Source organism: Gordonia sp. (in: high G+C Gram-positive bacteria) (assembly GCF_049299075.1).
GTDB lineage: Bacteria > Actinomycetota > Actinomycetes > Mycobacteriales > Mycobacteriaceae > Gordonia.
This window is the reverse complement of record NZ_JBAQWU010000332.1, coordinates 1-21,604: the sequence shown is the minus strand read 5'-3', so window position 1 is coordinate 21,604 and position 21,604 is coordinate 1. Positions and strand designations below refer to the sequence as shown.

The 21,604-nt window shown below is 67.6% G+C and carries 19 protein-coding genes; 10 read left to right on the top strand and 9 right to left on the bottom strand.

Translation table 11 applies throughout. The features are described 5' to 3' along the window. Window positions 1–940, bottom strand: a 940-nt coding sequence (locus tag WAW85_RS10470) for a heme/hemin ABC transporter substrate-binding protein (protein ID WP_422559552.1), incomplete at its 3' end; no start/stop codon positions are given. A gap of 120 nt (window positions 941–1,060) precedes the next feature. Between WAW85_RS10470 and map the strand changes: the two genes are divergently transcribed. After that, the gene (map, locus tag WAW85_RS10465; protein ID WP_422559551.1) at window positions 1,061–1,924 is read left to right on the top strand and encodes a type I methionyl aminopeptidase; all 864 of its coding nucleotides are present in this window, start codon (window positions 1,061–1,063) and stop codon (window positions 1,922–1,924) included. A gap of 27 nt (window positions 1,925–1,951) precedes the next feature. Here the strand turns inward: map and WAW85_RS10460 are convergent, their stop codons facing one another. Both WAW85_RS10460 and fdhD read right to left on the bottom strand, forming a co-directional pair. Next, on the bottom strand, window positions 1,952–3,424 hold the full coding sequence (locus WAW85_RS10460) for a serine/threonine-protein kinase (RefSeq protein ID WP_422559550.1): 1,473 nt from the start codon (window positions 3,422–3,424) through the stop codon (window positions 1,952–1,954). A gap of 70 nt (window positions 3,425–3,494) precedes the next feature. Beyond that, window positions 3,495–4,355 carry a formate dehydrogenase accessory sulfurtransferase FdhD gene (fdhD, locus tag WAW85_RS10455; RefSeq protein WP_422559549.1) on the bottom strand — a complete coding sequence of 287 codons (861 nt, stop codon included), beginning with the start codon at window positions 4,353–4,355 and terminating at the stop codon, window positions 3,495–3,497. Between the two features lie 64 nt (window positions 4,356–4,419). On the opposite strand from fdhD, the gene WAW85_RS10450 reads away from it, so the two are divergent. From WAW85_RS10450 to WAW85_RS10440, 3 genes are all read left to right on the top strand, one after another. Then, window positions 4,420–5,967, top strand: a complete 1,548-nt coding sequence (locus WAW85_RS10450; RefSeq protein WP_422559548.1) for a cobyric acid synthase — start codon at window positions 4,420–4,422, stop codon at window positions 5,965–5,967. Next, window positions 5,943–6,770, top strand: coding sequence for an alpha/beta fold hydrolase (locus WAW85_RS10445; RefSeq protein WP_422559547.1), 828 nt, complete (start codon window positions 5,943–5,945; stop codon window positions 6,768–6,770). The genes WAW85_RS10450 and WAW85_RS10445 overlap by 25 nt, the downstream gene beginning before the upstream one ends. A gap of 105 nt (window positions 6,771–6,875) precedes the next feature. Further along, entirely contained in the window at window positions 6,876–8,276 is a 1,401-nt protein-coding gene (locus WAW85_RS10440; RefSeq protein ID WP_422559546.1) for a lipase family protein, read from the top strand. 7 nt (window positions 8,277–8,283) lie between these two features. Here WAW85_RS10440 and WAW85_RS10435 read toward each other — a convergent pair whose 3' ends face one another. The 3 genes from WAW85_RS10435 to WAW85_RS10425 are packed head-to-tail and all read right to left on the bottom strand — an operon-like array spanning window position 8,284 to window position 11,445. Further along, a complete protein-coding gene (locus tag WAW85_RS10435) occupies window positions 8,284–8,913 on the bottom strand; it encodes a maleylpyruvate isomerase family mycothiol-dependent enzyme (protein WP_422559553.1) in 630 nt (209 codons plus the stop codon). 7 nt (window positions 8,914–8,920) lie between these two features. Further along, complete coding sequence (gene mtr, locus WAW85_RS10430) at window positions 8,921–10,330, bottom strand: mycothione reductase (protein ID WP_422559545.1); 1,410 nt, start codon at window positions 10,328–10,330, stop codon at window positions 8,921–8,923. Continuing rightward, entirely contained in the window at window positions 10,327–11,445 is a 1,119-nt protein-coding gene (locus WAW85_RS10425; protein WP_422559544.1) for an alpha/beta hydrolase, read from the bottom strand. Before WAW85_RS10425 ends, mtr begins: the two co-directional genes overlap by 4 nt. A gap of 99 nt (window positions 11,446–11,544) precedes the next feature. On the opposite strand from WAW85_RS10425, the gene mqo reads away from it, so the two are divergent. Genes mqo through WAW85_RS10400 form a run of 5 tightly spaced genes read left to right on the top strand, consistent with a single transcriptional unit; the run spans window position 11,545 to window position 18,621 of the window. Then, window positions 11,545–13,032, top strand: a complete 1,488-nt coding sequence (gene mqo, locus WAW85_RS10420; protein WP_422559543.1) for a malate dehydrogenase (quinone) — start codon at window positions 11,545–11,547, stop codon at window positions 13,030–13,032. A gap of 29 nt (window positions 13,033–13,061) precedes the next feature. Next, window positions 13,062–14,906 carry a VWA domain-containing protein gene (locus WAW85_RS10415; protein ID WP_422559542.1) on the top strand — a complete coding sequence of 615 codons (1,845 nt, stop codon included), beginning with the start codon at window positions 13,062–13,064 and terminating at the stop codon, window positions 14,904–14,906. A gap of 21 nt (window positions 14,907–14,927) precedes the next feature. Then, a complete protein-coding gene (gene cobO / locus WAW85_RS10410; protein WP_422559541.1) occupies window positions 14,928–15,545 on the top strand; it encodes a cob(I)yrinic acid a,c-diamide adenosyltransferase in 618 nt (205 codons plus the stop codon). Then, entirely contained in the window at window positions 15,539–16,915 is a 1,377-nt protein-coding gene (locus WAW85_RS10405) for a cobyrinate a,c-diamide synthase (RefSeq protein WP_422559540.1), read from the top strand. Before cobO ends, WAW85_RS10405 begins: the two co-directional genes overlap by 7 nt. After that, complete coding sequence (locus WAW85_RS10400; protein ID WP_422559539.1) at window positions 16,912–18,621, top strand: GAF domain-containing protein; 1,710 nt, start codon at window positions 16,912–16,914, stop codon at window positions 18,619–18,621. Before WAW85_RS10405 ends, WAW85_RS10400 begins: the two co-directional genes overlap by 4 nt. On the opposite strand, the gene WAW85_RS10395 is transcribed toward WAW85_RS10400, so the two are convergent. The 3 genes from WAW85_RS10395 to WAW85_RS10385 are packed head-to-tail and all read right to left on the bottom strand — an operon-like array spanning window position 18,614 to window position 20,475. Then, window positions 18,614–19,123: a pyridoxamine 5'-phosphate oxidase family protein gene (locus WAW85_RS10395; RefSeq protein ID WP_422559538.1), complete on the bottom strand. Its 510-nt coding sequence runs from the start codon at window positions 19,121–19,123 to the stop codon at window positions 18,614–18,616. The genes WAW85_RS10400 and WAW85_RS10395 overlap by 8 nt on opposite strands. A gap of 4 nt (window positions 19,124–19,127) precedes the next feature. After that, window positions 19,128–19,817 (bottom strand): hypothetical protein, encoded by a 690-nt coding sequence (locus tag WAW85_RS10390; RefSeq protein WP_422559537.1) that lies wholly within the window; start codon window positions 19,815–19,817, stop codon window positions 19,128–19,130. Further along, window positions 19,807–20,475: a response regulator gene (locus WAW85_RS10385; RefSeq protein ID WP_422559536.1), complete on the bottom strand. Its 669-nt coding sequence runs from the start codon at window positions 20,473–20,475 to the stop codon at window positions 19,807–19,809. Before WAW85_RS10385 ends, WAW85_RS10390 begins: the two co-directional genes overlap by 11 nt. Before the next feature lie 105 nt (window positions 20,476–20,580). On the opposite strand from WAW85_RS10385, the gene WAW85_RS10380 reads away from it, so the two are divergent. Then, the gene (locus WAW85_RS10380) at window positions 20,581–21,555 is read left to right on the top strand and encodes an acyl-ACP desaturase (protein WP_422559535.1); all 975 of its coding nucleotides are present in this window, start codon (window positions 20,581–20,583) and stop codon (window positions 21,553–21,555) included. Window positions 21,556–21,604 lie beyond the last annotated feature (49 nt).

The following is a 21,604-nucleotide window of genomic DNA, read 5'->3' as shown; positions in this document are numbered from 1 at the left end:
GGATCTCGGTCTCGTCCATCGCGATGATTCGCCCGGCACGCCCGGCTTTGGTGCCGGCTACCGCGGGCAGTTGCGCCACCCGGTCCAGGCCGCCGACCGATTCGGCACCCTGGGTCATCACCAGGATCACGTCCGGATCGGCGCGCATCAGCGACTCCGTGCTCATTGTGGTGAACGCGGCGGTGAGCCCCGATGCGGTTCCGGCGTCGCGCCCGCCGAGCGCCCCGATCAGGTCGTCGGCACCGGACTGCGGTCCGGCCAGCAGAATCAGCCGATCACCGCGGATGTAGAGGAACGCGATCACCGGATCGCCGGTCGGGGTGGGGAGTGCGGCCTGCGCGGCGGCGATCTCGCCGGCGGTCCGGGTGACCAACTTTTCTCCTGCCACGGGTGCGCCGAGTGCAGTGGCGACCGCGCGAATGAGGTCGGGGGCTCCGGCGACGCTGCGTTCGCCGGTGAACTCAACGACGTTGATCCGGGCTTCGCGCAACTGGTTCAGCACGCCGACGGGCGTGGCATCGGCACTGGCCAGCACAATCGAAGGGCTCTGTGCGAGCACCTTCTCGAAGTTGACGGCATGGCCGGCGTCGGTCACTTCAGGCAGCGGCAGTGCCGCGGCGAACGTGGTGGATCGGTCGCGGCCGACGACGTTCGGTCCGAGGCCGAGCGCGTACACAATGGCACCCAACGTCCCGTTCCGGTCCAGAGCGATGATCCGGTCAGCCTGGGGGCCGGCGGCCGGGTGCTGCTCGACGGGGATCGGCTCGTCGTGGGTGATCGTGGCGATCCGGGGGCCGTCGCGCAGCGGGGAGTCGGTCGCGCCGCCCACCGCGGCGACGTCGATCGGGGCGGTCATGCACGCCGTCAGCAGTACGGCGAGGAGCAGGGTGCCCACCATGGTGAGCGGTCCGCGGCGGCGCGGGCGGCGGACTGCGGTCACAGGTGTCACTTCTCTTCTCGGGCGGCAGCTGGCTCAGTGCTGCGCGGGTGGCTTAGGACTACCTTACCGACTGTCCCGGGCTGGTTCGCACCCGGCCGGGCGGGCCGTAGAATAGTCGGCATGACCGTTCGTGCTCCGCTTCGACCAGGCCGTGTTTCCCCGATTCTGGCGGTTCCCGACGCCATCGTCCGGCCCGAGTATGTGGGCAAGCCCACCGCGCAGGAGGGCAACGAGCCGTGGGTCCAGACCCCCGAAACGATCGAGAAAATGCGTCTCGCCTGCAAAATCGCGGCGAATGCGCTCGCCGAGGCTGGCCGCGCCGTGGCGCCGGGCGTGACCACCGATGCCCTCGACCGCATCGCCCACGAGTACATGATCGACCACGGCGCCTACCCGTCGACGCTGGGCTACCGGGGTTTTCCGAAGTCGTGCTGTACCTCGCTCAACGAGGTGATCTGCCACGGTATCCCGGATTCCACGGTGATCGCGGACGGTGACATCGTGAACATCGACGTCACCGCCTTTATCGACGGCGTGCACGGCGACACCAACGCGACTTTCCTGGCCGGTGACGTCACTCCGGAACACCGCGATCTCGTCGAGCGGACCCGGATCGCCACCGAGCGGGCCATCAAAGCTGTCAAGCCCGGACGCGAACTGAATGTCATCGGCCGGGTGATCGAGTCCTACGCCCACCGGTTCGGCTACAGCGTGGTGCGGGACTTCACCGGGCACGGTATCGGCGAGACTTTTCACAACGGACTCATCGTCCTGCATTACGATCAGCCGTCGGTCGACACGATCCTCGAACCGGGCATGGTCTTCACCATCGAACCGATGATCAATCTTGGCGGACTGGCGTGGGATCAGTGGGACGATGACTGGACCGTGGTGACCGCGGACGGTCAGTGGACCGCGCAGTTCGAGCACACACTGGTGGTTACTGACGCCGGCGCTGAGGTCTTGACACTGCCGGACGCCTGACGTCGCGCAGGCGCTGTTCGCGGCGATTCAGTCGAAGGAGTCGCCGACGCAGAGCGTGTCGACCGCCGTGCTGGGGCGGCCGGTGCCCTGCGTCGACCTATTGATGGCTTCGGAGGAGGCGCTCGCGCGGTCGGCGGCATGCGCGATGTAGTAGGCCGCGCCGGAATCGTTGGCGCTGACGTGCGCCACCGCGGCACATCCGGACGAGAAGGCCGCATGACCCCAGGTACCTCGGGTGAAGCCGTAGCCCGCGGCCGCGTTCAGCATGGCAGCCTCGTCCGGGTGGTTGGCGAACTTGATCACCCGGCCTTGTGGGCTGACGACCAGACCCCAGGTCAGGCCGTTGGCGGGCGGGGCTTCGCCGTCGGTGGTCGGGGCCGCGCCGCTGGCCTGGTCGGCGGCAGTCGTGGTGGCGGCCGCGGTCTTCTGGCCGGGTTGCTGAGCGATGACCACGACGGCGGCGATCACGCCGAGCCCGATCAGGATCGTGAGCGTCGACAAGGCGAGGGTCATCGTGGAGCCGATGCCGCGGTTCGCGGCAGCGGCCACCGGGGCCGATGCCGGGGTGGAAACCGAAACGGGTGCCGGATACGGGTGCGGGGCAGATTGTGGGGCCGACGGTTGCGTGGCAGTACGCGGCAGTGTGACCGGTGGCCTGACCCTCGGCGGTGGCCGGAAATCGGTACCGGATCCGCCGCTGGCGAGCGCCTCGGCGAAGGCCCGGCACGAGCGGTAGCGATGCGCCGGATCCTTGGCCAGCGCCCGGGCGAACACGGCGTTCAGGTGCGCATACTGACTCGCGATGCTGCCGATGGGTGGGGCTGGTGTGGACAACTGGGCGTTCAGCAGCGCGGCAGCGGGCAGCCCGACGAACGGCGGCCGTCCGGTCAGGAGCTCGTACGCGGTGCAGGCCAGTGCGTACTGGTCGCTGGCCGGATTGTCCCGGTCGCCGGTGACCGATTCGGGCGCCGAGTAGGTGAGGGTGCCGATGAAGGAGTCGACACCGGTCAACGATGTCGATCCGGCGAGGCGTGCGATGCCGAAATCGAGGACGGTGACGCGTTCGACGTTGCCCCGGGAATCGCGGCGCACCATCAGGTTTGCCGGTTTGATATCGCGGTGCACCACATGGCGGGCGTGCGCGTAGTCGAGCGCCGCGCCGGCCTGCGCGGCAATGGTGGTCACCTCGCGCAGCGGGAGTTTCTGGTTGCTGAGATCCGTGCCGTCGAGGTACTGCATGGTGAACCAGGGGACGCCGTCGGTGATGCCGTGGTGGTAGACGGTGACGATGCCCGGGTGGTCGAGCTTGGCCACGGTTCGCGCTTCGGTAGCGAACCGCTCCGCGAAGCTGCCGTCGGCATCCACGGCCAGCACCTTGAGGGCTTCGCTCCGGTCCAGGTGGGGATTACGGACGAGGTACACGCTGCCCATGCCGCCTTTGCCGAGCATGCGGGCCACCTCGTAGCCGGCAAATGGCCGACCGGGCACCGGACCAGACATCTGCCGATCACCGCCTTTCCCTCCGGGAAGCGATGGTATCCCGCTGGCGTCTGCGGAGCGGCCATCGGTATCAGGGAGTGTCGGCGGCGCGGGGAACGACGATCCGGTCGGGTCGCGAGTACAGGACCAGCGAATCGCCGCGCACAAAGCCGGCGAGCGTGATGCCGCGGGCCGTGGCCAGGTCGACCGCCAGCGACGACGGTGCCGAGACAGCCGACAGGATGGGCACTCCGGCCATCGCCGCCTTCTGGACCACCTCGAAACTGGCGCGGCTGGACACTTGCAGAATCGTGTGTCGTAACGGGAGGGCATCGGCGTTGAGGGCCCAGCCGAGGACCTTGTCGACGGCGTTGTGCCGACCGACGTCTTCGCGCACCACCAGGGCCTCGCCGTTGTGCGCATCGAAGAGGGCGGCCGCGTGCATTCCGCCGGTCTTGTCGAACGCCGACTGCTGGGTGCGCAGCCGGTCGGGCAGGTCGAGGAGAACGTCCGCGCTCACCGTCGCCGGATCGGGTGCGGGATCAAACGACGACTGCGTCTGAATCTGATCGATGCTGGTCTTGCCGCATACTCCGCACGCACTGGAGATAGCGAACGAGCGTGAGGGGGCTCGCAGGGGTATGCCCGCGGCGAGTGTGACGTCGAGCACGTTGTACGAGTTTTCGGCATGACCGTCGGGGCCGGTGACCGTGGCACCGGCGCAGTAGCGAGCGGCCACGATATCGGTGCGCGCAGCGACGATGCCCTCGGACAACAGGAAGCCAGCGGTGAGTTCCACATCGTGTCCGGGGGTGCGCATCGTCACCGTGAGCGGTCGGCCCGCGATTCGGATCTCCAGGGGCTCCTCGACGGCTATCGCATCGGCGCGGCGGACGGGGGCCGAGCCACGGTGAACGCGTGTCACGGGCCGTCGCGTGATGATCCGTCCCATAGCCTCCGAACATACCGATTTGCCACCCGAAGGGCACCGCAATTTGCGCTGATAGGGTGGCCCGGTGACGGGGATTCGCGGAGCGCTGCTGGTCGGCGGGACCTCCAGTGATGCGGGGAAGAGCCTGTTGGTGGCGGGTTTGTGCCGGTCGCTGCGGCGGCGGGGGGTGTCGGTGGCGCCGTTCAAGGCGCAGAACATGTCGAATAACTCCGCGGTGACGCTCGACGGCGGCGAGATCGGCCGGGCGCAAGCGATGCAGGCGGCGGCGTGCGGTGTGGAGCCAGATACGCGCTTCAACCCGGTATTACTCAAACCGGGAAGTGACCGGCGATCTCAAGTAGTGGTGCGCGGTCGCGTGGTCGGGGAGGTGGGCGCGGGGGACTATCAGCACTGGCGGTCCCGGCTGATCGGCGTGGTGCAGGACGAGTTGGCGGCCCTCCGCAGCGAGTTCGACGTGGTGATCTGCGAGGGCGCCGGGTCGATCGCCGAGATCAACCTCCGGTCGAACGACTTGGCCAACATGGGGCTGGCGCGTCGCGCAAATCTTCCGGTGCTGGTGGTGGCCGATATTGATCGCGGCGGCGCCCTGGCCGGACTGTTCGGTAGCACCGCGGTGCTCGATCCCGCAGATCAGGCGCTGGTATCGGGGTACGTGATCAATAAGTTCCGCGGTGATCCGGCGATTCTCGCTCCCGGCCTGGACATGCTGCGCGAGCGCACCGGGCGCGCGACGCTGGGCGTGCTGCCGTTCAGCCCCGATGTATGGATCGACGCGGAAGACTCGCTGGCCAGCCCGGTCGGCAGGCGGGTCGGCGGCCCGCCGGCGTCTGGATCCGGGTCTCGGCTGGTCGTGGCGGCGATCCGGCTGCCGCGCGTCTCCAATAGCACCGATGTGGAAGCCCTTGCGTGCGAACCTGGCGTGGACGTGACGTGGGTCGACGATCCTGCCGCAGTGCTCTCCGCGGACCTGGCAGTGTTGCCGGGCACCCGGGCGACTGTGGACGATCTGCGTTGGCTGCGTGCGCGTGGGCTGGACGCCGCGCTGACTGAGCGGGCCACCCGTGGGCTGCCGATCCTCGGTATCTGCGGCGGTTTCCAGATGCTCGGGCACGAGATCGACGACGACATCGAATCGGGTATCGGACTCGTCGACGGGCTGGGGCTGCTCGACATCCGCGTGGCCTTTCATCGCGATAAGACATTGCGGCACTTTTCCGGCAACGATGGCCGAAATCTGTTGCGCGGCTACGAGATTCATCACGGGCGCGTGACGGCCTCGGGGGAGCGGTCGTGGCTGTGCGACGACCAGACTGGTCCGGAAGGTGTGCGCCGCGATGCCGTCTACGGCACGCACTGCCACGGACTGCTGGAGAGTGACGACTTCCGGCGCGACTTTCTCACCGAGGTTGCCGCAGCGGCCGGAAAATCCGGCTTCACCCCGGTGCCCGGACTGAGTGTGGGGCAGGTGCGCGAGTCGCAATTGGACGTGCTGGGTGATCTGGTGGACGCCCACCTGGACATGTCGGCTGTGCAACGGTTGCTGACCGAAGGCCCCCCACAGCTGCCCGGCATCCTAAGCTTGCTGTCGTGGAATTCGAGCACCTCAAAGTAGAGCACAACGGACTGACTTTCGACGTCCATCGCAGTGGCCCCGCCCGCGGTCCGTGGGTGGTGTTGCTTCACGGATTCCCGGTCAACTCGATGTGCTGGGATGCCGTGCTCCCGCGGGTCCACGAGGCCGGGCTGCGCACCATGACCATCGATCAGCGCGGCTACTCGCCCGGCGCCCGGCCCGACGACGTCGGAGACTACCGGCTGGACCAGTTGGTCGACGACGTCCTCGGTGTCCTCGGACACCTCAACATCGCGTATTCGATGTTGGTCGGCCACGACTGGGGTGGCATCGTCGCCTGGCATCTGGCCGCCAAGCACCCCGATCACTTCACCGGGCTGGTGGCCGTCAGCACCGGACATCCGTCGGCGATGGCTGCGGCGCTGCGCGAGAGTGACGACCAGCGCAGCCGCTCGGCGTACATCAAAGACTTCGTCACTGAGGGGGCCGAGGAGACGCTCGCCGGGCGCGACGGCGTGCTGTTGCGCCGGGCCGGGGTCCGTCCCGACGAGCTCGCCCCGATCCTGGAGCCCGGGGCAATGACTGGTCCGCTGAACTGGTACCGCGCGAACTTCACCGGTGACGTCGCCAGCGCCTTGGCGTGCCCACCGGTGGAGATCCCGACGACGATGCTGTGGAGCGATGCCGATACCGCGCTGGGCCGGGCCCAGGCCGAACTCAGCGGTCGCTTCGTCTACGGTGACTACCGCTTCTCCGAAGTGCACGGGGTAGACCACTGGGTGCCACAGAACGCTCCCGAAGCGGTCGCCAGCGAGATCGCGTTGCGCTCGGCACTCTACTGACCCCGCACTGGACTACCCAAAAGGCCTCAGGAGTCTGGCCGCTCGGGTGATACTGGCTCTCAGGCCGGGGTCGTCGGGGCGCTGGACAGTTCGGATAGGGCAGCGATGCGCACACCGCGGGGACCTCTGATCGGCACAATTCTGGCGGTCACTGCCCTCCTGACTATCGGACTGGCCTCGCCCGTCACCGCCGATCCGCTGCCCAACGAGCCGTTCAATATGGGCCCGATTCCACAAGGGATCACCGACGCGATCGACGCGATCGTGCCGCCAGCGCCCTTTCCTCGACACCAGACGATCCCGCGGCGGGCGCGCACCCCGGGAATGAGCCACCGCATGCAAGAGTTGCGCGAGGCGGTGCTGCCCGATCCCACTGGCGACCCGTTCTTCGACTACTGGGCGGCTGACCTGGACCGGCGCGCACCCGGCGAGCTGCTGGCCCAGCGCGACGTGACCTGGCCAGCCGGGCTGCTGGTCACCGCACCGATCACGCGGGCCCGCCAAGTGAAGTTCGCGACCCGGGATGCGAAGGGCTTACCGTCGTACGGCACGGCCACCATTCTGGAGCCGCAAGCCCCCTGGACCGGTAGCGGTGCGCGCCCGATCTTGGTCAACAATCTGCCGATCGATTCGCTCGGTGCGGCGTGCACTCCCGGGCAGACGCTGGCCCACGGCCTCAGTATTGCCACCGGCGCCACCGACTTCATTCCGCCGTCTACGCAGCTCGCGCTGGCGCGCGGCTACACGGTAATCGTGCCCGATCATCAAGGACCGCGACAAGCGTACGGGGAGCCGACGACCGCCGGGCACATCGTCCTCGATTCGTTGCGCGCGGCGGCAGCCCTGGATCACCAGCGCTTCGGTGCGGGCCGCATCGGTATGTTCGGCTATTCCGGCGGGGCCATCGCGACGAATGGCGCCACCAAACTGATCGGCTCGTACGCGCCCGAACTCGCTCCGCGGATGGCCGGAGCCGCACTCGGCGGGGTACCGGCGGACTTCCAGTTGCTGGTCGGTTCGATGAACGCGAACCTGGCCACCGGACTGTTTCATGCGGCCACCTTCGGGATTGCGCGGGAACGGCCGGAGCTCCTCACGATGGTGAACAACCCGGCACAATGGATCGCCACCTCGCCGCTGAAGAACGTCTGCGTCGTTCCGGCGGGAGCCGCCGGCGGCACCTTCATGCCGATGCAGTTGCTGTCCAATGACCCCGATCCGTTCCACTCGCCGCTCGCCTACGAGGTCTATCGGGCCACCAAAATGGCCGATAAGAAGGCGGAGATCCCGCTGTACATCTTCAACGGCGCCCAAGAGTTCTGGATTCCGGCGCTCGGGGCGCGGAACCTGTTCCACGAGCAGTGTCGGCTTGGCGCCAACGCGGTGTACCGGGACGTTCTTGGTGAGCACGTGACCGCTATGCTCACCGGCTATCCCGAAGCCGTGTTGTGGCTGGATGATCGGCTTCAAGGCAAGCCCGCCGTCTCCGAATGCCCGAAACGCTGACCCCGGTTCAGCCGTCGAGAACGGTGAACACCTCGGCCAGGCCGCCGCGGCCGGTGATGGCGCGCAACACGTGGACCGCATCCTCAGGTTCAGCCAGCGCAGCGGCGAGCTCGATCGCCGGCCGGGCGGCGCGCTCCAGGTCCGGTCCTGGCTCGGCCCCGATCGCCTGGGCCAGGTCCAGCGAGTGCACGGTGAGTTCGAAGGCCCGGGTCGATAAGTAGTCGATCAGGCGCAGCGGGCCGACCGGCGACTGCACGGTGGCATCATCGTCGGTGGCCTCGACCAAGGCGGTGACCCGCGCGGCGACGGCCAGGGCTGCCTCGAGCGGCTCCGCGCCCAATGCGTCACCGGCGGCCACCCCGCGCGCGGACACTTCGGCTGGATCGCCGATCGACGCCAACGCTGCCCGGAAGTAGCCGACGGGACCGAGGAATTGCTCGTCGGTTCGCAGCTCGGGACCTGGCGCCAGATAGTTCTCGATGGTGAGGAAAGCGCGGGTGGTGTGACCGAGCAGGGCACGAATCGACCAGTCACCCAGCGCCGGGTCGTCGAGCCGGTCCGGGGTGATCTGCCCGACCGTGTCGGTGAAACCGGTGGTGGCTTCGCCGAACCAGGTGCGCACCTGCTGTCGATCCATCACCAGATCAGTCTAGATCCAGGCCCAGCAGGGCGTTCTCGAGCACCTCGGTCAGCGCCGGGTGGATCCAATACTGGCCGCGGGCCAGCTGGTGAGCGCCGATACCGAAGGTCATCGCCCCGATAATGGGCTGGATGATCGACGTGGCCTGCTCGCCCATGATGTGCACGCCGAGCAGCTTGCCGGTCGCCCGATCGGCGATCACTTTGCAGAAGCCCACTGTGTCTTCCATCGCCCAGCCGTAGGCGACGTCGCCGTACTCCTCGATCTTGACGGCAATGTCGTATCCGGCCGCCCGCGCGGACGCTTCGGTGAGGCCCACGGTGGCGATCTGCGGGTGCGTGAAGACGCCGGCCGGCACGTACTGGTGCGCGAACGAGTCGAGATCGGGGGCGTCCCAGCCCTTGATGAGATTCGCCTGCACGGTGCGCTGCTCCTGATTGGCGACATGTTTGAGCTGGTACGGCGAACAGACATCACCCAGGGCCCACACGCCCCGGGCCGGAGTGCGGCCGTGCGCGTCAGTGGGCACCCGGCCGTCGTCGGTCAACTCGATCCCGATGGTGTCCAGATTGAGGCGGTCGCCGTTCGGGGTGCGGCCGGTGGCCACCAGCAGCACGTCGACGTCCAGATGTGAGCCGTCCCCGCACGCGAGCCGCACGGTGCCATCGGGCAGTTCGGTGGCGTCGGTCATCGCTTCGTTGAGCCGGACATCCCACTTCTGTGCCGCGACCTCGGTGAACCGGCGGCTGATCTCGCCATCCATCTTGCGTAGCAGTGCCGGGCCGCGCGCGATCAGCGTCACCGCCACGCCGAGCGAGGCGAAGACGTGGGCGAATTCGCTCGCAATGTAGCCGCTGCCGAGGATTGCCATCCGGCGCGGTAGTGCGGGCAGCCGCATCACATCGTTGTTGGTGTAATAGCGGATGCTGGCGTCGGCGATCACCGCCGGGACGTCTGGCCGCGCCCCGGCACCAATCACCACTTCCGAGGCCAGCACGACCTCACCGGCGGTGGTCACCAGCCGGTATCGACCTTCTTCTCGGCCGTCGAAGCGCACATGGGAGCTGTAGACGGTGATGTTCGGGCAGTCGTCGACGCGGTAGTGCTTGCCACCTGCCGAGATGGCGTCGCTGCGCCGGAAGACGCGGGCCACCAGCTCCGGCCAGCGCACCCCGTCGAATGTCGCCTTCACCTGATAGCGGTCGGCGTCGGCGACAGCGTCGGCGATGTCGGCGGCATAGACGAACATCTTGGTCGGGATACAGCCGACGTTCAAACAGGTGCCGCCGTAGGCGCCCTCCTCGAAGATGGCGATGGAGACGGCGTCGAATCGTTCATCGGGCAAGGAATTAGCGCTGCCCGAGCCGATGATCGCCAGGTCCACGTGTCTGCTCGGCGGGGTGTTGGCGGTCATGCGTCAATCTCCTTGGGGGCCGGGCAGATGTCGTGATGGGCGACGTCGTGGTCGAGCCAGTCGGCGGCCGCCTGATACGCGCGTTCCCGGGGCCGCTGTTGGGACAGGAAGACGTCGTGCCGGGCATCGGTGATCGCCACCGACAGCACCCGGCTGCCCAGGAACGACGCCCATTGGGCGATCTGCTTCACGTTGAGCACACAGTCCGCGGTGTCCACCGCGACGTCGTAGGACGAGGAGAAACGCGACTTGTCCGAACGCAGCACGAGGACCGGCACGCCGACCTCGATCCCGCGGTGGATGCGGTGCTGGCCCTGGCGGACCGCATTGAGCCAGCCGAAGGTGACCGGGAAGCCTTCGAGAGGTTTGCGCTCGAGATCGTAGGTCCATTCGCCGTTGGCCTCGGTGTGCAGGCTCTCGCCGTACGCCGACGACAGTTCCCGGGGGACCAGTAGTTTCGGGCGCCGACCGGCCACTGCCTTGATCACACGGGTGGCGGCGCCGCTGCGCAGCAGCGCCTCGCCCTGCAGATCCAGCCACGGCGAGTTGAGTAGCAGACCGGCGATGCGAGAGTGCCGCGCCGGGTCGGTCCCACGCAACCGGTCCAACCACAGTGGAGTGATCAGGCCGCCGGTGGAATGCCCGGCAACGACGACGCGCTGCGGTGCGCCGGCGATGGCGAGCTCGTCGGTGATGAGATCGAGCGCCTGGCCCAGCTCCTCGTCGTACACCGCGAGGTCGGTGGCGTAGTGCGGTTGATGGTGGGTGGCCAGCGAACGGCCGCATTTGCGCAAGTCGAGCGCGTAGAACGCGAAACCGCACGCGTGGAGGAACTCGGCGAGTTCTTCCTGGAAGAAGTAGTCGGTGAAGCCGTGTACGTAGAGCACCGCGCCGCGCTGAGGCGCCTGCGTGCCACCGGGCTTGCGGATCAGCGTCGCGCTGATCGGATTCTCGGCGTCGCGATCTGGCTCCAATGGGAGCGTCAGTAGCTCGAAGTGATCGAGAAACTGGTCCGGCCGCCAGTTGTGGGCCCGGTCTTCGGGCGAATCAGAGGAGGGGAGGTCGCTCACGGACCCCACTGTAGGTTGTTTTCCAGCGTGTCGCCCATCCCACATTCGACAGCACCGATGCGGGTGCGGGCCGAGCGATGTAGAAGAATGGTGGACCTACAGTGACTCGGCCGACTGGGTCGAGCGGCGAGGAAGTGGGCACGCATGTCGCAGAAGCTGATCAAGACCGACGTGGCGCTGGTCGGCGCCGGAATCATGAGCGCCACGCTCGGTGCCCTGCTCCGGCAGCTGGAGCCCACCTGGAGCATTAGCCTCTTCGAGCGGCTCGACGCCGCCGCCGCCGAGAGCAGCGATCCGTGGAATAACGCGGGCACCGGTCACTCGGCATTGTGCGAACTGAACTACACCCCGGCCGACGCGGACGGCAACATCGACGCCGCCAAGGCGCTGGGCATCAACGAGCAGTTTCAGCAGTCGCGGCAGTTCTGGGCCTACGGTGTGGACAACGGCCTGCTGGGCGCGCCGGACGAGTTCATCAACCCAATCCCGCACGTCGCCTTCTGCCACGGCCAGGCTGGCGTCGACTATCTGCGTAAGCGCCAGGAGGCGCTGGCCGGCAACGTCCTCTTCGAGGGCATGGAGTTCATCGACGACGATGCCGAGTTCGCCGCGCGCCTGCCGTTGATGGCCGCCGGCCGCGACTGGAGCGACCCGGTCGGCTTGAACTGGTACACCGAGGGCACCGACGTCGACTTCGGCGCGCTGACCCAGCAACTGCTTAACTACGTGGGCCGCGACAGCAACCTGTACTTCGGGCACGAGGTGCGCAACCTGACCCAGCAGTCCGACGGCAGCTGGGTGCTGAAGATCCGCAATCTGCGCACCGGTGAAGACCTGCGCGTGGAAGCCAAGTTTGCCTTCGTCGGCGCTGGCGGTGGCGCGCTGCACCTGCTGCAGCGCTCGGGTATCAAAGAGGCCAAAGGCTTCGGTGGATTCCCCGTCTCCGGCGAGTTCTTCCGCTGCACCAACCCGGATCTGATCGCCGAGCACTCGGCGAAGGTGTACGGGCAGGCCGCTGTGGGCGCCCCGCCAATGTCGGTGCCGCACCTGGACACCCGCGTGATCAACCACGAGAAGGGGCTGCTCTTCGGCCCGTACGCGGGCTGGTCGCCGAAGTTCCTGAAGACCGGTGGCGTGATGGATCTGCCTAAATCGGTGAAGCCGAGCAACCTGCTCCCGATGCTATCGATTGCGCCGAAGGAATTCGGTCTGCTCAAATACCTGATCGGTGAGCTGTCGGCCACCGGTGCCGACCGGGTCAAGACGCTGTCGGAATTCATTCCGCGCGCCACCGGTGGCGACTGGGAGATGATCACCGCGGGCCAGCGCGTCCAGGTGATTCGCAAGGACCCCAACGGTATGGGCGGCAATCTGGAATTTGGTACCGCCGTGGTCGCGGCGCAGGACGGCACCATCGCTGGCCTGCTCGGCGCCTCGCCCGGTGCCTCCACCGCGGTGCCAGCCATGCTCAACGTCCTGGCGCAGTGCTTCGGCGACCGCCTCGCCGGCTGGACCCCGAAGCTCACCGAGATCATCCCGTCCTACGGCCAGAAGCTCAACGACGATCCGGCGTTGTTCCGTCAGCTCTGGGACTGGACCAACCGCAGCCTGCAACTGACCGCGGCCGGGTAAGGTCCGGTTCTCCCGTGTCTGCTGCGGTGATGTATCCATTCAGCGCGGTCGTCGGACAGGACCGCCTCAAGCTTGCGCTGATTCTGTGTGCGGTCTCGCCGGGGATCGGTGGCGTGCTGATCCGCGGGGAGAAGGGCACGGCCAAATCGACCATCGTGCGCGGCTTGCAGCCGGTGCTGTCGGGCCCGGCGCGCGTGGTAGAACTGCCGATCGGCGCCACCGAGGACCGGGTGATCGGCTCCCTCGATCTGACGCGGGTGCTACGCGACGGACAGGCGCACTTCACGCCGGGTCTGCTCGCGCAGGCCGACGGCGGGGTGCTGTACATCGACGAGGTCAATCTGCTGTCCGACCACTTGGTCGACGTGCTGCTCGACGCGGCCGCCAGTGGTCGAGTGACCATCGAGCGAGACGGCGTCTCGCACGAGCAGTCCGCCGACTTTGTGCTGGTCGGAACCATGAACCCGGAAGAAGGTGAACTGCGGCCGCAGTTGCTGGACCGGTTCGGTCTGGTGGTGGACGTCGCAGGGACGCGCGACGTGGATGAGCGTGTCGCGATCGTCACCGCCCGGATGGCCTACGACGCCGATCCGACCGGGTTTGTGACGGGGTATGCCGCTGCGGAAGCTGAATTGGCACAAGGTATTTCGGCGGCGCGCGACGCGATCGGTGCGATCAGTATACCGATGGCCGAACTGCGGCGGATTGCAGCGATCTGCGCGGCGCTCGAGGTCGACGGACTGCGCGGCGACATCGTTGTCACGCGCACCGCGGCCGCCCACGCGGCCTGGCGGGGTGCGCCGGAAGTGACCGAAGCCGATGTGAAGGTGGCCGTCGAACTGGCCCTGCCGCACCGTCGCCGCCGCAATCCGTTCGACGAACCAGGTATGGACGCCGAGGAACTTGACGACGCGATGGAGCAGGGCGAGCAGGCCGCGTCCGCGGATAGCCCCGGGGAGCCGCCCCCTTTTGAGTCGGAGCCGGACTCGGGGAATGACCCCGACTCCGGCGCGGATTCTGCGGAGGTCGACGCACCGGACGACGCACCGGCCGACGACCCCCCCGGGCCGTGGTTCGGTGCGACCGGTTTCGGTAGCGCCACCCGCCTACGGTCATTCCAGGTGTCGGGCCTCGGCGACGGTGATGATGGCCGACGCTCCAAAGCGCGCAGTCGCCGCGGGATGACCTCGCGCGCAATCGATTTCGCGCGCGAGACTCCGGTGCACTTGTTCGCGACGGTGCTCGCGGCCGCTGGCCGATCGGGTGGCGACGGACTGCCGGCGATCGAGGCCGATGATCTGCGGGGCGCCGAACGCATCGGGACCGAATCCAATCTGGTTGTCTTCGTGGTGGACCTGTCCGGGTCGATGACCGCTCGGGCGCGCCTGGCGGCGGTGCGTACCGCCTGCGTGGATCTGCTGCGCGACTCCTATACGCGACGGGACCGGGTAGCGGTGATTGTCGCGGCCGGCAAGGACGCGTACGTGGCGGTGCCGCCGACCCGATCAGTGGACCTGGCGGTGTCGCGGCTGGCCGCGGTGCGCACGGGCGGTCGGACGCCCCTGGCCGAAGGGCTCCAGGCGGCGTTCGACGTGATCGAGCGTGCGGAGCGCACCGATCCGTCCCGTCGCCCGCTGCTGGTGGTCCTCACCGATGGGCGGGCCACCGCGGGTGCCGACGCACCCCAGCGCGCCTCGGCCGTCGCCGACCGCATCGCTCGCCGCGGTGTCTCGTCGCTCGTGATCGACTGCGAACAGGGCTTCATCCGCCTTGGCCTCGCCACCGACCTGGCTGCCCGACTTGGCGCCCAGTACGCGTCGATGGGAGACCTGGAAGTTTCCGGTGTGGCGTCCCGTCTCGGCGCGATCGGCTGATCGGGCACTAGGCTGGGCGGCATGCCTAAAGGAGTGCCTGAGTCGGTCCCGAACGACGGTCTGACTACCCGTCAGCGTCGTAACCAGCCGGTGCTGGCGGTCAATACCGGCCCTGGTAAGGGGAAGTCGACGGCCGCCTTCGGGATGGCGCTGCGGGCGTGGAACGCGGGCTTGGATGTGGCCGTTTTTCAGTTCGTCAAGAGCGCCAAGTGGAAGGTAGGCGAAGAGAACGCGCTACTCGCCCTGAACGAGGTGCACGAACGCACCGGGCAGGGCGCGCCGGTGCAGTGGCACAAGATGGGGCAGGGCTGGTCGTGGATTCGCCGCACCAATGACGCCGAGCAGGACCACGCTGAAGCAGCTCGCGCAGGATGGACCGAGATCGCCCGGCGCCTCACCGCAGCCGAACACGACTTCTACGTCCTCGACGAGTTCACTTACCCCCTGCACTGGGGCTGGATCGACGTCGACGAGGTGGTGCAGGTGCTGCGTGAGCGCCCGGGTCGGCAGCATGTCGTCATCACCGGACGGTACGCCCCGGAGGCCTTGATCGAGGCCGCCGATCTGGTGACCGAGATGACCAAGATCAAGCACCCGATGGATGCCGGTCGCAAGGGGCAGAAGGGTATTGAGTGGTGATCCCAACCGTTGTCATCGCCGCGCCCAGCTCCGGGAGTGGTAAGACGACGGTGGCCACCGGGCTGATGGGTGCGCTCACCGCAGCCGGCCGCCGGGTCGCCCCGTTCAAGGTGGGACCGGACTACATCGATCCCGGTTATCACGCGCTCGCGACCGGGCGGCCGGGCCGCAATTTAGATCCGAACCTGGTGGGCGAGCAACGGATCCGGCCGTTGTTTGCTACCGGGGCGGCGGGCGCGGACGTCGCGATCGTCGAGGGCGTGATGGGATTATTCGACGGGCGAATCACCGACGGTGCCGATGAGCTGGGGCTGGGTTCCACCGCCCATATCGCGAGTCTCCTCGGCGCGCCGGTGGTGTTGGTGGTGGACGTGGCGGGACACTCGCAGTCGCTGGCCGCGTTGCTGCAGGGTTTCGTCGGCTACTCCGCGGCGGTCCGAGTGGCCGGGGTGATCCTCAATCGGGTCGGGTCTGATCGCCATGAGGAAGTGCTGCGGCAGGCGTGCGAGCGTGCCGGGCTTCCGGTCCTCGGCGTGCTGCGCCGGGACCCGGCGATGAGCGTGCCCGCGCGGCACCTCGGCCTCATCCCGGCCGCCGAACGCGAGACGGCGGCCGTCGAGGCCGTCGCTGCCATGGCCGCGAAAGTCGGTGCGGCACTGGACCTTCCGGCGATTCTAGAACTTGCCGCGTCGGCGCGGCCGGTCGTTGGGTCAGCGTGGTCTCCGGCCGATGAAGTGGGTGATCCGGTGGCCGGCCACCCCCGGATCGCGGTCGCGCGGGGCCCGGCCTTCACCTTCTCCTATGCCGAACATGCCGAGTTGCTGGCGGCGGCGGGCGCCGAAGTGGTCGGGTTTGATCCGCTCGGCGACACACTTCCGGACGGGGTGGCCGGGGTGGTGATCGGTGGCGGTTTCCCGGAAGAACACGCCGACGCCCTCGGTGCTAACGAGCGCTTGCGCACTGAGCTGCGCGTGCACGTGGCGGCCGGACGCCCGGTACACGCCGAGTGCGCGGGCCTGCTCTACCTGCAGCGAACGCTCGACGGTCGCCCGATGGCTGGTGCGCTCGACGGCTCCGGGGAGTTCTCGCCGCGACTGGTCCTCGGCTACCGCGACGCCGTGGCGCTGACGGACTCAGCGCTGTTCGCCGCCGGGGAGCGGGTAACCGGCCACGAGTTCCACCGCAGCGTCGTCGACTGGCACACCTCGCCAGCCCGGGCGTGGGGCTGGATTGGCGCGGACGGTGCCAAGTATGCGGACGGGGCCGTCGTCGGTGGAATTCACGCGTCGTACCTGCACCTGCACCCGGCGGGATATCCTGCGGCCATCGCCCGATTCGTGCGGGCAGCAGCGAGCGGCGAGGGCAGATGACCGACGGTAAAGAGGCGGATCGGGGTTACGCCGACCTGACGGCGCAGCGGCGGGCCGCCGGTCGGACGGGGCCCTCGGAGAGCTCTGCTGCGCTAGCGGCCGCCCTCGATGCGCTGACCGCCCAGCACACCGACCCCAAGGTGCTACGCGAACTGCTCGAAGCCGTGCTGCTGGTGGGGCAGGGACTGGACCTGAACGAGTCGCTGCAACGCATCACCGAGGTGGCTGCCTCGGTGCTCGACGCGCAGTACTGTGCACTCGGCGTCCGTGGTCCACATCGAGGCCTGCAGGCCTTCGTCTACACCGGAATTCCCACCGATGTGCGTGCCAAGATGGGTCGACTGCCGGTGGGGCGCGGTGTGCTCGGCGAGCTGCTCGACCATCCGGAGGTACTCCGTATCTCGCATCTGGGTGACCACTCCGCCTCCATCGGTTTTCCCCCGCATCACCCGCCGATGGACACGTTCCTCGGCGCACCGATCATCGTGCGCGGAGAATTGTTCGGCAGCATCTACCTGACCGAGAAGCAGTCGGTCGATCTGGCCGGCGGCGTTCCGGAGTTCACGAAGCAGGACGAGCAGATCGTCTCGGTGCTCGCGGTGGCTGCGGGCATCGCCGTCGACAATGCCCGCCTGTACGAGAAACAGCGGGTCCGGCACCGGTGGATGGAGATTCTGGCGCACCGGGGATCCGAACCGATGGCCGGATTGGCGTTGCGGGACACACTCGACGGCCTATGCGCCGACGTCGCCGCGCTGACCGGCGCCGTGGACGTCTTCATCGTCACTGCCGAGGGCGGCGAACCGCACCTGCACGGACACACCGGTGCGCCGGTGGATCCGGCCGACATCGCGTGGCCCGGACTCTCGTTCAGCGTCACCGAGGTTGATGGCCAGGCCGCCACCTGGATGCGGGGCGGTGCACGCTGGAAGACGGCGCAGCCCATGCAACGCGCGCCCGGTGCCTTCGGCGCTATCGTGCTGACCCACGTCGACCGCCCGGCGTGGGAGCCCGAGGAGACGGCCGGGCTGGCCGGTGTCGCCCGGGTCGCCTCGCTCGCGGTCGCCTATGCCGAGCAGCAGCAACTGGCGCGCGATCTGGAAATGCTCGAGGACCGCCATCGCATCGCCCGCGACCTGCACGACCATGTGATCCAACGGCTCTTCGCCGTCGGAATGTCGCTGCAGGCGATGCAGGCGTCCCCGGAAGAGTTCGACCGCCGTGTCGCGCAGGTGATCGACGATCTGGACGCCACCATTGGGCAGATTCGGACCTCGATCTTCGACCTGCAGTCCGCGTCCATCCACGGCCCGGCCGTCACCTTGCGCCGCAAGGTGCTCGACGTCGTCGCCGAACTGGCGCGACACGCACCGATCGTGCCGAGCGTGGCCTTCATCGGGCCGGTCGACACGTTGGTGCCGCACGTGCTCGCACCGCATGTCGAAGCGGTCCTGCGCGAGGGGCTGAGCAATGCACTCCGGCATTCGGGGGCCACCAGCATCGGCGTCCGGATCGTCGCTGACGATGTGCTGAGTGTCCAAATCTTCGATAACGGCACGGGCATCCCAACCCACGTCTCCTACCGTGGCCTGGACAACTTGACCGGGCGTGCAGACGACTGCGACGGTAACTTCACCGTGGACACCACGCAGGGTGAGGGCACCACGCTGATCTGGGAAGTCCCGTTACCCGGGGTGACTAGCTGACCGGCCAGCGGAAACGCGTGCAGTCGGTGGGGAACGATGTCCAGGCGAGGGCCCGCTCCGGAACGATCACCCGCAGACCGCCGCCGTCGGTACCGGACCAGGCGTCGGCTGCGGGGGAGTAGCCGTCGGCGTGGTACTTGCCGAAGGCATCGGCCAGACGCACCCCGAGGCTGTCCGCATCGGCACGGTTGGCGCGCGAGCAGCCCTCGATGATCACCACGTCGGTGCCGCTCTCCAGGGTGAGCGTGACGTGTGGGTTGAATTCGGCGTTGCGGGCATGGCGGGTCGTCGCCGCGCCGTCGTAGTAGAAGCGTCCGTCCACCCAGACGCCCCACCGCGGCACGCTGTGCGGGCGTCCGTCCGGACGCACCGAGGCGAGCCAATAGTGTTTGGCCGCAACGAGTTTGGGTTCCACCTGATCCCAGGTCAGCTGACCGTCGCGGCTGGCGGGTAGGCCGTAGTCGTCGGGGAATTCGGGGCGATCAGACCGCGGCTGACTCATGGCTCTAGTCAAGCGCTGTGCGCGCGGTCACGTCAACGGTCGGGATGATCAGCACATCCCGGTCGTCGGTGAGCACGTGCAGGAAGCCGGGCGACTCTTCGAGGACATAGCCGGTGAGGACATCGCGATCGGTGACGATCTGCTCCCGAATGGTCCACGGCGTATCGTCGAGCACTGCCAGTAACAAGACGCAGAGCCCGGCGATCAGCGCGATCCGTCCGGTGAGCGTGTCGGCAAGTTGGCGCAGGCGCGTGTTGTGGGCGAACACTCGGATGGCGACGAGGAGGGCGCCGAAGCCGGCGGCTCCCAGCAGCGTCCACGGGTTCGCGTAGGTCACCGTCATCGCCACCGCGATCGTCACCAGGACCAGCGCCCCCAGCAGCGTGGTGAACGCCAGCTGGCCGCGGTGCTCGGGCAGCGGCCAGAGAATGCGCAGCAGGACCAGCGGAAGCAACAGTGCCGTGAAGACGCCGGTCAGCCAAGGCTGTTCGGCGATCGTGCCGAAGGCGATAGCGAAGGTGTCGCCGAAATCGAAGGTGTCGGCGACGGCGGTGACGGTCGGCCAATCCCAGCGGGACACGGCCAACAGTCGCAGCACCAGGAAGAGGATCGCCAACACCGCGGTGGCACCCAGTTCGAGGTCCAGGCGGCGGTCCTCACCCACCGCGGCCACCTCGCGCGGCTCAGCGTTCACGCAGTTTGGTGGCCATCACGGCGACCTGGGTGCGGCGCTGCATATCGAGTTTAGCCAGAATATGCGAGACGTAGTTCTTGATGGTTTTCTCCGCCAGGAACATGCGCTCGGCGATCTGCCGGTTGGTCAGGCCCTCACCGATGAGCCGGAAGACCTCGCGTTCTTGGCCGGTGAGCTCGGCGAGAGGGTCGGTCTTCTCCTTCTTATCGTCGCGCAGCCGGGCCAGTAGGGCGGCGGTGCTGCGATCGTCGAGCAGCGAGCCGCCGTGGCCGATGGTACGGACCGCAGCGATCAGGTTGGCGCCGAGGATCTGCTTGAGGACGAACCCCGAGGCGCCAGCCAGCACGGCGGCGACCAGCGCATCGTCGTCGGCATAGCTGGTCAGCATCAGGCAGCGCAGATCGCCGTCGCGCGAGCGCACCTCGCGACACAGTTCCACCCCGTTGCCGTCGGGCAGTCGGACGTCCAGGACAGCCACATCGGGGCGGGTCGCGCCGATCCCGGTAATGGCCTCCTTGACCGTTGCAGCTTCGCCGACAATCTGCAGGTCGGCGGCGGTGCCGAGGAGGTCGCGGAGACCGCGGCGAACCAGTTCATGGTCGTCGACGAGGAAGACGCGGATCGGCTTTCCGGCGGTCGGCGTGGGCTGATTCGTCATAGGGGAACGGTACCTCAGGGCCCGGATAAGTCCTGACCTTGTGACCCGGGGTTTCGGGACCTTGGGCTCTCCAGTCCCACCGGTCACAGCCGCCAGGATGGAATCATGACCACTCTGATCGGAAAGAAAATGAGCGGCTCGGACCTGCTCCGGGAACTGCTGCCCGTCTGCGAGACCGAGGTCGAGCGGCACATGAAGATGACGCGGGACTGGCATCCGCACGACTACGTGCCGTGGGATGAGGGCCGCAACTTCAAAATGCTGGGCGGCGTCGACTGGGATCCCGAACAGTCGCAGCTCTCGGAGACGGCCAAGGCCGCGATGATCACCAACCTACTCACCGAAGACAACTTGCCGTCGTACCACCGCGTCATTGCCGACAACTTCAGCCTCAACGATGCGTGGGGATTCTGGGTCGGACGCTGGACCGCCGAGGAGAATCGGCACAGCGTCGTGATGCGCGACTACCTGGTGGTGACCCGCGGCGTGGATCCGGTGGAACTCGAAGAAGTCCGGATGGCGCACATGACCTCCGGGTTCAATCCGCTGCCCGAGGACGACGGCCAGCGCGACCACAGCTACGACATGCTCTTCGCGGTGACGTACGTCAGTTTCCAGGAACTGGCCACCCGGGTCAGCCACCGCAACACCGGCAAGGCCTGCGGCGACCCGATCGCCGACCGGATGCTGCAACGCGTCGCCGCCGACGAGAACCTGCACATGCTCTTCTACCGGAATATTGTGGCCGGGGCCCTGGACCTGGTGCCCGATGAGGCCATGGCCGCGATCTATGGGATCGTCGCCAACTTCCAAATGCCCGGCGCCACCATGCCGAACTTCCGCCGCAATGCGGTGCTGATCGCCAAGGGCGGAATCTACGACCTCCCGCAGCATATGGAAGAAGTGGTGATGCCGGTGCTGCGTAAGTGGCGGATCTTTGAACGCGAGGACTTCGGCCCGCTGGGCGAAATGTATCGGGAAAAGCTCGCCGGGTTCCTGGAAGAGATGAACATCAAGGTGCGCAAGTTTGAGGCCGCCCGCGAACGCGCGCTGGCCCGGGAACAGGCAAAGATCGCCTAGCTGGTCACGGAAAGACTTTGGTGCTCGGAGCGACAACATGTGTCGCTCC